This window comes from Acinetobacter defluvii (genome assembly GCF_001704615.3).
In the GTDB taxonomy this organism is placed as follows: Bacteria; Pseudomonadota; Gammaproteobacteria; order Pseudomonadales; family Moraxellaceae; genus Acinetobacter; species Acinetobacter defluvii.
This window is the reverse complement of sequence record NZ_CP029397.2, coordinates 102400-115229: the sequence shown is the minus strand read 5'-3', so window position 1 is coordinate 115229 and position 12830 is coordinate 102400. Positions and strand designations below refer to the sequence as shown.

Annotated in this window: 14 protein-coding genes and 3 tRNA genes; 7 read left to right on the top strand and 10 right to left on the bottom strand. The window is 36.7% G+C overall.

Annotation, left to right across the window (positions count from 1 at the left end):
- Positions 1–6 precede the first annotated feature (6 nt).
- From DJ533_RS02950 to DJ533_RS02940, 3 genes are all read right to left on the bottom strand, one after another.
- Positions 7–918: an alpha/beta hydrolase gene (locus DJ533_RS02950; RefSeq protein WP_065995487.1), complete on the bottom strand. Its 912-nt coding sequence runs from the start codon at positions 916–918 to the stop codon at positions 7–9.
- Complete coding sequence (locus DJ533_RS02945) at positions 918–2576, bottom strand: BCCT family transporter (protein WP_081406163.1); 1659 nt, start codon at positions 2574–2576, stop codon at positions 918–920. The genes DJ533_RS02950 and DJ533_RS02945 overlap by 1 nt, the downstream gene beginning before the upstream one ends.
- A gap of 307 nt (positions 2577–2883) precedes the next feature.
- On the bottom strand, positions 2884–3078 hold the full coding sequence (locus DJ533_RS02940; protein ID WP_148245824.1) for a hypothetical protein: 195 nt from the start codon (positions 3076–3078) through the stop codon (positions 2884–2886).
- Between DJ533_RS02940 and DJ533_RS02935 the strand changes: the two genes are divergently transcribed.
- Complete coding sequence (locus DJ533_RS02935; RefSeq protein WP_065995486.1) at positions 3063–4046, top strand: LysR substrate-binding domain-containing protein; 984 nt, start codon at positions 3063–3065, stop codon at positions 4044–4046. The two genes, DJ533_RS02940 and DJ533_RS02935, sit on opposite strands and share 16 nt — an antisense overlap.
- 96 nt (positions 4047–4142) lie before the next feature.
- Here the strand turns inward: DJ533_RS02935 and DJ533_RS02930 are convergent, their stop codons facing one another.
- The 4 genes from DJ533_RS02930 to DJ533_RS02915 form a co-directional block, all read right to left on the bottom strand.
- Positions 4143–5324: a hypothetical protein gene (locus DJ533_RS02930; RefSeq protein ID WP_065995485.1), complete on the bottom strand. Its 1182-nt coding sequence runs from the start codon at positions 5322–5324 to the stop codon at positions 4143–4145.
- A gap of 321 nt (positions 5325–5645) precedes the next feature.
- Positions 5646–5721 (bottom strand) — tRNA-Gly (locus DJ533_RS02925).
- Between the two features lie 46 nt (positions 5722–5767).
- Positions 5768–5843: transfer RNA gene (locus DJ533_RS02920), tRNA-Gly, on the bottom strand.
- Between the two features lie 46 nt (positions 5844–5889).
- A tRNA-Gly gene (locus DJ533_RS02915) sits at positions 5890–5962 on the bottom strand.
- A gap of 230 nt (positions 5963–6192) precedes the next feature.
- On the opposite strand from DJ533_RS02915, the gene DJ533_RS02910 reads away from it, so the two are divergent.
- From DJ533_RS02910 to DJ533_RS02890, 5 genes are all read left to right on the top strand, one after another.
- A complete protein-coding gene (locus DJ533_RS02910; protein WP_065995484.1) occupies positions 6193–6501 on the top strand; it encodes a BolA family protein in 309 nt (102 codons plus the stop codon).
- Between the two features lie 8 nt (positions 6502–6509).
- Positions 6510–6902, top strand: coding sequence for a SirB2 family protein (locus DJ533_RS02905; RefSeq protein WP_065995483.1), 393 nt, complete (start codon positions 6510–6512; stop codon positions 6900–6902).
- Positions 6903–6984: 82 nt separating this feature from the next.
- Positions 6985–7821, top strand: a complete 837-nt coding sequence (locus DJ533_RS02900) for a ParA family protein (RefSeq protein ID WP_065995482.1) — start codon at positions 6985–6987, stop codon at positions 7819–7821.
- A gap of 14 nt (positions 7822–7835) precedes the next feature.
- Complete coding sequence (locus DJ533_RS02895; RefSeq protein ID WP_065995481.1) at positions 7836–8249, top strand: hypothetical protein; 414 nt, start codon at positions 7836–7838, stop codon at positions 8247–8249.
- Positions 8250–8460: 211 nt separating this feature from the next.
- A complete protein-coding gene (locus tag DJ533_RS02890) occupies positions 8461–9051 on the top strand; it encodes a LysE family translocator (RefSeq protein ID WP_065995480.1) in 591 nt (196 codons plus the stop codon).
- On the opposite strand, the gene DJ533_RS02885 is transcribed toward DJ533_RS02890, so the two are convergent.
- A complete protein-coding gene (locus DJ533_RS02885; RefSeq protein ID WP_065995479.1) occupies positions 9048–9686 on the bottom strand; it encodes a DedA family protein in 639 nt (212 codons plus the stop codon). The two genes, DJ533_RS02890 and DJ533_RS02885, sit on opposite strands and share 4 nt — an antisense overlap.
- A gap of 195 nt (positions 9687–9881) precedes the next feature.
- Between DJ533_RS02885 and DJ533_RS02880 the strand changes: the two genes are divergently transcribed.
- Positions 9882–10298, top strand: coding sequence for a DoxX family protein (locus DJ533_RS02880; RefSeq protein WP_065995478.1), 417 nt, complete (start codon positions 9882–9884; stop codon positions 10296–10298).
- 95 nt (positions 10299–10393) lie between these two features.
- On the opposite strand, the gene DJ533_RS02875 is transcribed toward DJ533_RS02880, so the two are convergent.
- Both DJ533_RS02875 and DJ533_RS02870 read right to left on the bottom strand, forming a co-directional pair.
- Positions 10394–11548: a GT-D fold domain-containing glycosyltransferase gene (locus DJ533_RS02875; RefSeq protein WP_065995477.1), complete on the bottom strand. Its 1155-nt coding sequence runs from the start codon at positions 11546–11548 to the stop codon at positions 10394–10396.
- 33 nt (positions 11549–11581) lie between these two features.
- The gene (locus DJ533_RS02870; protein WP_065995476.1) at positions 11582–12784 is read right to left on the bottom strand and encodes a glycosyltransferase; all 1203 of its coding nucleotides are present in this window, start codon (positions 12782–12784) and stop codon (positions 11582–11584) included.
- Positions 12785–12830 lie beyond the last annotated feature (46 nt).

The following is a 12830-nucleotide window of genomic DNA, read 5'->3' as shown; positions in this document are numbered from 1 at the left end:
GATTTCTTAAAAATTAGGTTGTAAAAATTTTAGTAATGCCTCATACACTGAAGCAACTTCATGGCAATCACGTAGTAAAGGCAAGCAATTTCCCTTTAAACCCATGCCTGTATAAACTTCCACTTGCGTATTGCACTGCTGTAATTGTTGCAATAACACTGCATTTTCCGCGTGGCATACATCGTATTGTGTCAATGCAATAAAGCTGCGTGGCATAGAATGTTTCAGCTCAGGTACAGTACGCAAAGCCTGCTGTGCTGATACCCCTGTCCACGTTTGCATTAATTGTTGATCTTCGACTTGATAAACCAAACTTTGTCGCTCAGTAGTGCTGTGTTGCGAGAAAAATGATGGGAAAATCAAAGCCAATGCCTGTGGCTGCTGTTCTACCAACAACTGTTGTTGTACTTGCAGTGCAAGTGCAGCACCTGAACCATCCGCAACAATGCTTCCTTTTGCAGTATTGATGTTCCATGTCGCTGACTGTTGCAAAATAAGCAGATAAGCATCAAGGCAGTCTTGCTGTCCTTGTGACCACTCAAACTCAGGCACTAAACCGTATTCAACTAACAAGACTTTGACGTTAAGATCACGTGCTAACTGACGTGCAATGTACTCATGTGAGTCAGCACTGCCTACGACATTGCCACCACCATGTACATAGAAAATCCACGACCAACCTGTTTCTGGAGCATTCTCTTCAGGTGTAAACACACGCATATCAATGCAATGTGTTGCTAGTATCAAAGTATGATCTTCAATACGCATGCCTTCAGTTCTTGGCAAAGTATAATGTTGCTGAAATGCATCATAAGCAGCGCGCAAAGAGTCAATGTGTTGATCAGCAGGACTATACACTCCACTCCAATAATCAAACATTTGCATTTCTTCGGTTAACATCGGCTGATTATTTTCCATCACACAGACTTCCTTTCATGCTCAGAATTTAATTCACCATTCAAGGCATTGGCATTCAATGCTTGTTGAATCAGTGCTTCATTACTTTCTTGAATACGTTTGAGCGTGTCGCTTTTCTCACCTTTTTCAATCATATAAGATGGCAATTTGGCATAGTCCTCACGTAACCAACGCACCAAACCAAATGTCTGTACCAAAATAATGATAATGAAAGGTAAAGCAGTGACGATGGTTGCAGCTTTCATGGTATCTAAAGGCGCTTTGGAGAAAATCATCGCCAATGGCACTAAAGTCAGCATCACACACCAGAACAGACGCACATTTTGTGACGGATCTTGTCCTTCTTGTAAGCCTTTAGAACAAGTTGCTGACACCGCATAACCGACAGCATCCATGTGTGCAGCAAGGAAAATCACCATGATTGCCAAGAAGATCCACATCATCAAGGTACCACCTGGTAAAAGGTTCAAGAGCTGTGCAATTGCAACCTCGCCACCTTGAGTACTCAAAACTTCAGGGACATTTACCACACCATGCAAGAATTGGTAAATACTGTAATTTTCCATGATACCGAAGAAGATCCACATGCCCGCACTACCACCGAGTACCATCGCAAGTAAAACTTCTTTAATGGTGCGCCCTTTCGATACTCGGGTGACAAATAACGCTACACCTGGTGCATAAGACGTCCACCATAACCAGTAAAATACCGTCCATTCACGGGTAAATTTGCCATCACCCAATGGGTCAGTAAATAAACTCATGCTGACAAAATTGCTAAACATCAAACCAATACTGGTAATGGTATTATTTAAAATGAACTGGCTAGGACCAAAGAAGAAAACATACAATGCAAATAGAAAAACTGCGTAACACACCATTGAACTCAGGCGTTGCATACCTTTGTCCATGCCCACATAAGAGCTCAATGCAAATAAAATCGAAACAAAAAGTACAATAATCGCATTGGTCATGAAAGTATTTGGAATACCTGTCAATGCCGATAAAATATTGGTAAAAGTAATTGCGGTAAGCACCAATGAAATGGTCAAAGCACCAAACATACACAACAAGAACAGTAGGTCAATTGAACGTCCAACAATGCCTGTAGCTTTAAATCCTGTGATGGACTCGATAATTGATGCCAAACTCAAGCCTTTATTTTTACGCACATGGAAGCTATAACACACTGAAATAGATGCTAAGGCATAAATAGACCACGCACTGATCGTCCAATGAAACATGGTATAGGGCACACTATATTTCAATGCTTCAGGTGTTTTTGCTGCAATATTTAAACCTGGTGTTTGGTAGTAATACGCCCAGTCCAAAAAGCCCCAATACAATGTTGATGAACCTAAGCCTGCCAAAATAAACATGAAAATCCACGAAGACGTGCTGTATTCAGGCTTTCCCTCACCAAGTTTGATGTGTCCATATTTACTAAATGCTAAGCCAGCCACAAACACACAGGCAAAAAAACTAAACAACAGAACTGGCGCCGAAAAAAGAGAGGTACTCCAAAATAAAATCTTTTCTGCAAATGCAATCGATTCTTTCGAATACACTGAAAGCGCAATGACCGAAAGGAAAACAATAGATAAGCTGACTGTTGCCAGCACTTTATCCATCTTGACCTTATTGGGTTTACTGTCCATATTCATAAAATCCTTATTGATGCGCACAATCACAGTTGATCAACCTTACAAATGCCCTATGATTGATACTCTCATTGCATCGATCACGTCATCCGTTGCTAGCCTACGTCAAACTGATAGTTGTAACGCCATGAATGAATACATGTGCAAGCGCCTACATCATGTCTTAACTGACAAACTCAAAAGCAAAATGGTATTGCGTTTCACATCATAAAAATCAAAATAGATTAATCTTAAATATCAAGAGAAATATTACTTTTACCCTTAGTGACAGCACTTCAACCCAATTGATCTAGATCAATGATCTTTACTCACTGTATGCCTTATGGTAAAACCCTCTACAAATCCCCTCATCTGTCATCGTTACGATTTTCCAGATCTTTGCCACATAACCACTTTGCTTCTTAGTACATTCCTCAGGCGCTAAGATGCTTTTTCGGGCATCAAAGATCAACAAGGTAATCATTAACCCAATGGACACGAATCGTGAATAATCTGCCAAACCTTTCAGACCTAAAGGTCTTTTGTGTCGTTGCGAAACGAAAAAGTTTTGTTGCTTCAGCAGATGAATTAGGTGCATCACCTGCTTATGTCAGTAAACGGATTAATATTTTAGAAAATAATTTGAACTGTACATTGTTCCACCGGAGTACCCGACATGTCAGTTTGACTGAAGATGGAAAATTAATTTTGGAGCGAGTCTCCAATATTTTAAATGAATTTGATGAGCTCAGTGATTTGATTAATAACCCACAAAATACCCCCACAGGACGAATTGATATTGTCAGTAGTTTTGGTTTTGGACGCAGTCATGTTGCCCCGATTTTATCGAAACTGATGACCATGTATCCTGAATTAGATATTCAGTTCAATACCATTGACCACACAGTAGATCTAATTCAACACAGTTTGGATTTAGATATTTTTGTCGGCAATGATATTTCACCGAATATGATTGCTAAAAAATTACTGTCGAATTTTCGGATTTTGTGTGCATCGCCACGTTATTTACAAATAAACAGTGAACCTGATGATTTAGATGAACTTACCAACCACACCTGTTTAGCGGTTCAAGAGCGTGATCAGTCACGCCATGCATGGAAATTACGCAGTCCGATGGAAGATGTTTCGGTTGCCATTACACCAAAATTCACCTCAAATAACAGTGAAATCATCAAACAATTGGTGATGGATGATCAAGGCATTATGCTCTGTTCAATCTGGGATGTGATGGAAGAATTACACACAGGAAAACTTCAGCACATCTTAACCAGTTACTGGCAAGATGCTGATATTTGGGCAGTTTACCCTTCACGCCTGCGTAGTTCATCAAAACTCAAAACTTGTATTTTGTTCATCCAAGCGCAATTGCTCAACCGACTACAGCATTTAAACACCTTAACACGAGGTAAACCAGTTTTAGCCAAACCAGAACAAGTCAGCCTTCCTCCTGAAAAAGTGTTCTTATAATTTTAATATGTCTTATTTCGCTTTATAAATAGGGTAACTCGTTGCCACGAATTACCCATTTTTTATTAGTTTTCAGAATCAGATCAACTGTTCAAACTAGAAATAATAACCAACTGCTAAATATAGAAGCTTGTTCCAATCATGATTATCTCCTTCCGCTAAAGCTTTTGAGCTTCCACCGATCATGGCATCATTTCGTGACCAGATATATTCTGCTTGCACGCCAACTTTTTTATAGTTAAATGCTAAACCCGCAATAATACGGTTTGAATCTTCAGAGCCCGATTCATCTTTAAAAAATTGACTATATGATAAATAAGGCTTAATTCCTGTGACTCCTTTAAAGTCATCTTTGATACTATAATTCAGCTCAGCCATGGCATATTTACCATCATTGGCAATGTTATACGCATAGTCAAACGCACCCAATGTCGAACTGTTTGGCATCAAATGATCTTTGTTATTGATCTTCTGTTGTCCAACCAATAGCATCACTTGCCAATCTTGATAGTTGGTGGTGCTAAAAATATTCCAATTGCTTTTATGTCCCGTTTCATCGGTTTTTTTATTTTCTAAATCCGAATACCATACTGAACCTCCAACTTCTGAAGAAAAGCGATTTTCAGTATCCCAAGTGATATTTTTTGAAGCACGTGCAACCCACATATTTTTTTCTTGAATATGTGTACCATGATCTAAATCATCTGCTTCAACAAAGTTACCTGTATAACGACTTGCATCTTTGGATGTACCTTTGAAATTGCCACCATCCGCTGGGTAATAGCCTAAAGTTAAATGATAATCTTGTTGTTTGAGTTGATATTTTAAACCCAAATTATGCACATCTTCATAACCCAAAGTATTAAATAAAGTTTCGTAATAACTACTGCCCCAAAAACGCCCAAATCCAAAATCAACAGGTTGAAGACCTGCACTGATCGTCTGTTGATCATCAATTTTATAACCTGCCCATGCACTGTGTAAAAAAATCGCATCACACAAACGGTTGTATTGATAACAGCGCATATCACTTTGCGCCAACCAATTTGGATTTTCGTAATTTACCACTAACTTTAAATCGGCAAGCTTCCAATCTCCATTGGCTCCCTCACTTGCATCGTCAGCAAAATCTTTGTGTTGATAGCGTGTCCGTACTGCACCTGATACGGTCAACTGCCCTGCTTCAGCTTGCTTATCACCCCAAGTTAAACCATCTGCATAACTCAAAGAACTACTCAGCAAAGTTGCTGTTGCGCAATAAAGCCATAATTTTTTCATATTAAACATCCCTGACAAAAGATGCACAAGTTGAATAATTTTAGCTATTTAATCAATGCATTATCTATAAACCTAGTCTTCACGTTATGTGTTTAATTGTTGCATACTTACATAACAGTAGATTTTATCTTAGGATAATTCTAAGCAGCCAACTTAGGAGCATAAGACAATAAATTTTCATATAATCTATTTCTCAAATATAAATCTAAATCTCTAAGATTTAATTATGTAAACCTCATCAATATTTTCACTCTATTCAAGAAATATCAATTAAATCAACAATAAAAAAGCCCCCATCTTTCGATGAGGGCTTTTTGAATCTGGAGCGGGAAAGGAGACTCGAACTCCCGACCCCAACCTTGGCAAGGTTATGCTCTACCAACTGAGCTATTCCCGCGGAGTCTGTTCAATTTTTTAAATAAAAAACTGAATGAAAAAATTTTTGGAGCGGGAAAGGAGACTCGAACTCCCGACCCCAACCTTGGCAAGGTTATGCTCTACCAACTGAGCTATTCCCGCGGAGTCTGTTCAATTTTTTAAATAAAAACTGAATAAAAAAATTTTGAGCGGGAAAGGAGACTCGAACTCCCGACCCCAACCTTGGCAAGGTTATGCTCTACCAACTGAGCTATTCCCGCATGGGGCTTATAATACATTAAGATAAATTAGGGTCAACAATTTTTTGTTATAAAATCGCTTATTTGCATAAAATTAACACAGATGACTTAATTTTTTGCTAAATCACTGCGTTGGCTAACGTTTTATGAATCACCATAAAAAGACTTTTCTTTTGATTTAAACGGAAATTAGGGGCAAAAAATATAATCCGCTATACTCAAGTCAAATTAAATACGCGAGGAACTGTAAAATGGGTCTTGAACAACAGCTGATTGAACAATTACAAATATTAAATCCAACGCATTTAGAAGTGATCAATGAGTCGGCAGGACATGGGGGATATTTTCCTGGTAAAGAGTCACATTTTAAAGTGATCATTGTCAGTGAGGCTTTTGCCGGTTTACGTTTAGTACAACGCCATCAAAAAGTTTATGCAGCAGCCAAAGAGTTACTCAGTCCAGGTAAAATTCACGCTTTAGCCATCCATGCTTATTTGCCAAGTGAATGGCAAGGTGAAGCACCTGCAAGTCCAGTATGTGCGCATGCACCTAAGGTATAAGATAAGTTATGGATACACTTTTATTTATGCAAACTCTACATATTGCCAGTGCAGTATTGGCATTGTTGGTTTTTGTGTTACGAGCATTTACTTTATTTATAGGCACGCAAAATCAGCAACCAAATCCTAAAGGTCGTGTCGCATTTGTTGCTGTGCAGCATTTATCTTATACACTACTCGTCATCACAGGGGTAGCTTTATTGGTAATGAATCAATTCCAAGTACACGCTTGGTTCTACGCAAAAATTTTACTCTTTTTTGTGTTGTTATCATCGCAAATCAAAGCCTATAAAAAAGATGAAACGATTTTGCTGGCACAACGTCGTGCAGGTTTAGTGCTAGGCGCAATTGCTTTTGTTTCAATCATTGGACTGATCATGATTAAGCCAGTTTTTGGTTGATTGTTAGACATTTATTTCCTACTTGTATGCAGTCTAGGTTAAACTGCATACAAGTCAAAAAATAATGAATTTGAGGGAAATTATGCTAACACGTGTGGTATTTAACCAAAAAGGTGGTGTAGGTAAGTCGAGTATTACGGTAAATTTAGCAGCCATGAGTGCCAATGCAGGTCTTAAAACTTTAGTAATCGACTTAGATCCACAAGCCAATTCTAGCCAATATCTTTTAGGTGATGATGCGACCTATTCTGCGGATAAGACTGCACTTGAGCCTAATATTGAAAACTTTTTCCAAGATGTTTTAGGCAATAACCAACAAAAAGGCTTATTGGGCAATGCCATCGGCTCAATTTTAAAGTCTAAAAATAAAGGCTTTGATCAATATATCCATCATTCCCCTTTTGCAAATTTAGATGTATTACCTGCAAGCCCAACTTTGGGCAGTTTAGAACATGCTTTAGAAGCCAAACATAAAATCTATAAATTACGTGATTCGATTCAAACCCTTGTAGGAACATATGATCGTATTTTTATTGATACACCACCTGCATTTAACTTCTTTACTTTATCAGCATTGATCAGTGCAGATCGTGTACTGATTCCATTTGACTGCGATGTATTTTCTAAACGTGCCTTACAAACGTTAATTGAAAATGTCATCGAAACCCAAGATGATCACAATGATCGCTTAGAAATTGAAGGCATCATTGTCAATCAATTCCAAGCACAAGCGAAATTACCACGTGAAGTGGTCCAACAACTCAAAGATGAGAATCTTCCTGTACTCGACAATATGTTGCCACCATCGGTGATTATGAAGGAATCACATCATAAAAACTTGCCACTCATCTATTTTGCTACAGATCATAAATTGACGCAGGCATATCAATCATTGTTCAATGAGATTGAGCAAAAATAAGATCGAGATGTAACATGAAGCTAACTTCTTTAAACGGTTTTAAATGGGCTGCCTTAATCTTAGGTTTACCGTTTTTAACTGCATGTGCGACCATGGTAAAACCGAACTATGTTTCGCCAACCCAATATCAAGCCATGAATTGTGCGCAACTGGCATCGGAGTTTCAACGCATTCAACAGTACATCAATAATGGCGTACAACCTGCGAAACGCACTGGTGTGGGTGTTGGTGTTGGGCTCGGGGGTGGTTGGGGCAGCGGTGGTTTTGGTTGGGGCATTGGTCCAAGTATTTCGGTAAATATGGGGCAATCGTCCAATACTAAAAATACTGAACTTGCCAACTTATATGGTCAACAAGATGCTATTTCTCAGGCTGCCCAATTTAAAAACTGCCCTTATGTGCCTAAGCGCCAAGAAGTGAAAAAGTAAAATATACTGGATGTGAGGCCAACTTTGACTCCACATCCATTTTAATGTTTAGCAAAATATTACAAGATTAATTTAAATAAAAATAAGCATTTAGCTTTAAACAACTAAAATTAATTCTATTTAAATCAGATAAAATAGTCACTCTTTACTTGTCATGGTTTTATATTTTCGTTTAAGGTGTGCGCCTGATTAACTGATTCAAAAACACTATATGATTGAAAATTGGTTATTTATTGCAGCAATGTTGGCTGTACTTCTAATTCCTGGGCCAACCAATGCATTATTAGCCAGCTCAGCGCATCACCAAGGTGTGATTAAAACATTTGCCCTCGTTCCTGCACAGCTTTTTGGTTACCTTTACGGCATTAGTATCTGGGCATTGCTCATTCATTTAACTTTGCCTATTTGGCCTTTGCTGATTGATATTTTACATATTGCAAGTATGGCGTATGTTTTATGGTTAGCATTTCATTTGTGGAAAGCCTCACATTTACAAAATCATAGCCAAGTGCATAGAACCTTAAGCCCTTCACAGTTATTTATTTCCACATTAAAAAATCCAAAAACCATACTATTTGCAGCTGGAATTTTTCCTATAGAAACTTGGGATTCATATTTACATTATTTTATAGTGATTGGCATATTTATTCTGTGCTTAATCCCCTGTGCATTATTTTGGATCTATTGGGGGCGTACAGTTTTGGCAGGAAAGCTAAAAGGTGTCAGTGCCGACCGTTTATATAAAGGATCGGCATTATTTCTGATTTTATGTATGTTGCCTGTCGTGGTACGATTTTTCTAAGCTTTTTCTTTATTGAAAAATTTATGACGAATAAAACCAATCAAGCCTGGTAATATACTCAGGAAAATAATACCAAACACCAAATGTGTAAAGTTATCTTTGACCAATGGATGTGCGCCAAATAAATAACCCAAAGTGATAAATGAGCCTACCCAACAAATCGCACCTACCACATTATAAGTGAGGAAATATTTATAATTCATACTGCCTGCACCTGCCACAAATGGCGCAAAGGTACGCGCAAAAGGAATAAAACGTGCAAAGATAATGGTTTTGCCACCATGTTTTTCAAAAAATTGAGAGGTTTTGATTAAATGTTCTTTATTAATAAACCGAGAGTTAATTTCAAAAACACGAGGTCCGATATATTTTCCAATATGATAATTTAAAGTATCCCCCAGTACCGCAGCAATAAACAGTAAAATAACCAATAACACAGGATCCATTGCACCCGTTGAAGCAGCTAATGCACCTGCGGCAAAAAGTAAGCTGTCACCTGGCAAAAATGGCATGACCACTAAGCCTGTTTCAACAAAAATAATTAGGAATAAAATTCCGTAAACCCAATAACCGTAATTTGTTATAAATTCAAATAAATGCTGGTCAACATGCAAAATAAAATCAATGAGATTCATGAAATAAAAGCTAAGCTAAATCGTGTACAAATCCTAGCAGCCTAAGCCATGAAAGTCAGTATTAAAAAGTAAATAAATAAACCCATTATCGTTTCATTTATAAAACGATAAGTCTGTTTTTTGCATATTTATCGAAAAAACAGACGGTATTATTATGACATCATTGTTTAAAAATAATGTGTATTAGGTCTCATCATGTTAAATCCAAATGTTGTTGTAAAAAATATCGTTAACTCAACCAATACTGATGCAACACTCGCATTGATTGCTCGTGCATTTATGGCATATATCTTTATTGTTGCAGGTTGGGGAAAATTAACAGCTTATAGTGCCACTGTTGGCTATATGGAATCTATGGGTGTTCCAGGTGCGATGTTACCCTTAACTATTTTGGTTGAATTAGACGGTGGTTTGGCATTACTTTTGGGTTTCCAAGCACGTTTTGCTGCGCTTGGATTAGGTGTTTTTAGTTTGATCACTGCTTTCTTGTTCCATAGCGGTACTGAAGATGCAATTAATTTTATGAAAAACTTTGCTATGGCGGGGGGATTATTTTTCTTAATGTTACATGGTGCAGGTAAATTTAGCCTTGATCATATCATTGAAAAATAAATTGATTTTTAAAAAGCCAGATAAATATCTGGCTTTTTTGATGTTGATTAAATCACAATATATTCATCAGTATCTTGAAAAATCGTATAGTCAGGCTATTTCGGAATAGAATCACTCGCTAAATACGTAATTTGTTCTGGACGCATCTGGTTTAAGAATACCGTATCATAGCTATTATTGAGATGCCCGATATCTAATGCTCTAAAACCACGATGATGTAATCTTGCTGCCAATACTGTTCCTGTTGGACCTAAAGCAATTAGAAATAAATCCACCTGTTTTTGCTCAATACATTGTTTCATCACATCATCAATCTCTGCATAAGCATCTTGATTTTTAGAATAAATATAGCTGGCACATGTGATATTAGAAAAAATAGTATGCGCTGCATTTAAACGTGAATTTTTTCCCGTAATAAAACAGACTTTTTTACCTTCCCAAATCGTTTTCCATAAATCAACAATTTCATTGCCATAGAAGTAAAATGCTTCAGGTCGTGTGATCATGGCATCACCTAACTGGGGGTGCTTTAAATAAAATTTACATTTTGCCCAAAATTCTAGCCAAAACTTATTCCAAAATGAATCTTCAATTAATAAACTCGGGTAACACACCATAATCCCCATATCATTGCGGCTAATATCTCGCAATTCTTGCATTAATTTCCAATCATGCTTTTGAAAAACACAACCGCCTGTGGTGACCATACAACGAATTTCACCATCACCAAAACGCGCTAAGCTCAGTTCTTTTTCTTTAATTTGTATTAATGTTTCTCGAATGCTTAGAAATTTATCACTTAATGTATTTGCCATATCTAAATAAATTTCATTCATTTGAGTGGCTTTAAACTGTTTATTTAACTGTATAACTTGATCGTTCAATGTATTGAGTAAATAATTTTGATTTTGTGTATACGCCAATAATTGTTTGAGTATTTTTTCAATGACTTTATCAATATCAGGTGTATACTCAATATTTAAAAAACTGACTAAGGTTTTATTTTTAGCATAAATTTTTAATCTAAAATCTATGAAGCACTGAAAGTATTGTGATAAAAATCTCTGTGTTTCTGGATTCCGACAAACTAAAAATATTTCATATTGTTGGTTAACATCCAACGCAAAAAATAAATTTTCAGTTTTAATATCAATATAGACCACCTGATTTTTATATATTTCAACCCGTTCAACATATTGCATATATAAAAATTTTTCTTTTAGTTCATTCAACAAATCATTTAAAAGCATCGTTATTCAATCCATAAAATCAATGTTGAAAAATTAGAACGCTCTATTATTTTGCATATTTAAAATAATATCGGCTTGTTGTATAAATTCTAATTTCTGTAAATTCTGAATTAAGTTTTTGACATCCAAGTAATGGTCTTTTTTGATCAAATCTTGATAATGATCAAGTTGATGAATTACACGATTAACCAAACCTTGTGAGGCATTTTGAACGAGTGCTTTAAAGGCAGTATAAGCTTGCTCTATATGACCTAACTGAAAAGCATTAATACACAGTTCGTAATGGCACCAGAACTTATAAATATCCTGATTTAAAAACAATTTATTGCCTGTTGGTAGTTTCAATTTTTGTGCACGTTCGGCATAACACAGCGCCAAATGATAGTTTTTATCCCAATTATTACGGCGTGCAAGGTGATACCAACATTCAGCACGCTCAGGCACCACAGAAACACCACATTGCCAATAATATAATGCTTGCATGGTCTGTTTTTTAGCTTCAAATAAAGATCCTAAACGCATAAAGCTGATATAGATTTCCTCTTTCCAATCACCCAGTGTGGTACGTTTTTGATACCATTCGATTGCCTTTTCGGTTTGACCCGCATCCTGATAAGACTGTGCACAATAAAAACTATAACGTGCCTCTAACTCTGGATCTACTTTATCTGCAATCTCTTTTTCAAGTAACTGAGCATCTTTCAAATATTTGTTGGGGTCTAAACTTCTATTGCCTTTACGACCTGAAACAACTGCATAATTCCCTTCGACAGTATCTGTAGAATAGTCGGCTTTACTCGACAAAAACTCATGTAACACCCCTTTCCAAAAAAACTGACCATTGTTTTTAATAATGAGTTTTCGGAGATATTTTGTACTCCCCCCTTCATTGGTCATCTTGAAAAAATAACTGTCTTTTTGCAAAACAGGTAATTTAAAATCACCTGTAAAATGGTCGTCTGCATCAAAAAATAAAATGTAATCACTTTTACCGACACATGCCTGCAAAGCAGCATCTCGATTATGACCAAAATTCACCCAAGCTTGATGCTGAATTTCACCTTGAATATTTTTTTGTTTAAAAAAATCTTCAATAATTTCGACGGTATTATCTGTTGAGCCTGTATCTGAAATTACCCAATAATCTAACTGAATATTTTGGCAAATATTTTCTAATGTCTCAGCAATAATATGACTTTCATTTTTAACAATCATATTGAGGCAAATGGTGGGCATATTCCTTCCTCTATAATCTCTGTAGATAAAATAGAAAAAGAGGCTC

What these genes read in the sequence shown, in the direction of transcription:
- DJ533_RS02930 (WP_065995485.1), bottom strand. Translation starts at nt 5,324, where the DNA reads ATGAAAAAATTATGGCTTTATTGCGCAACAGCAACTTTGCTGAGTAGT.
- DJ533_RS02945 (WP_081406163.1), bottom strand. Translation starts at nt 2,576, where the DNA reads ATGGACAGTAAACCCAATAAGGTCAAGATGGATAAAGTGCTGGCAACA.
- DJ533_RS02895 (WP_065995481.1), top strand. Translation starts at nt 7,836, where the DNA reads ATGAAGCTAACTTCTTTAAACGGTTTTAAATGGGCTGCCTTAATCTTA.
- DJ533_RS02905 (WP_065995483.1), top strand. Translation starts at nt 6,510, where the DNA reads ATGGATACACTTTTATTTATGCAAACTCTACATATTGCCAGTGCAGTA.
- DJ533_RS02890 (WP_065995480.1), top strand. Translation starts at nt 8,461, where the DNA reads ATGATTGAAAATTGGTTATTTATTGCAGCAATGTTGGCTGTACTTCTA.
- DJ533_RS02870 (WP_065995476.1), bottom strand. Translation starts at nt 12,784, where the DNA reads ATGCCCACCATTTGCCTCAATATGATTGTTAAAAATGAAAGTCATATT.
- DJ533_RS02880 (WP_065995478.1), top strand. Translation starts at nt 9,882, where the DNA reads ATGTTAAATCCAAATGTTGTTGTAAAAAATATCGTTAACTCAACCAAT.
- DJ533_RS02885 (WP_065995479.1), bottom strand. Translation starts at nt 9,686, where the DNA reads ATGAATCTCATTGATTTTATTTTGCATGTTGACCAGCATTTATTTGAA.
- DJ533_RS02900 (WP_065995482.1), top strand. Translation starts at nt 6,985, where the DNA reads ATGCTAACACGTGTGGTATTTAACCAAAAAGGTGGTGTAGGTAAGTCG.
- DJ533_RS02875 (WP_065995477.1), bottom strand. Translation starts at nt 11,548, where the DNA reads ATGCTTTTAAATGATTTGTTGAATGAACTAAAAGAAAAATTTTTATAT.
- DJ533_RS02910 (WP_065995484.1), top strand. Translation starts at nt 6,193, where the DNA reads ATGGGTCTTGAACAACAGCTGATTGAACAATTACAAATATTAAATCCA.
- DJ533_RS02950 (WP_065995487.1), bottom strand. Translation starts at nt 918, where the DNA reads ATGGAAAATAATCAGCCGATGTTAACCGAAGAAATGCAAATGTTTGAT.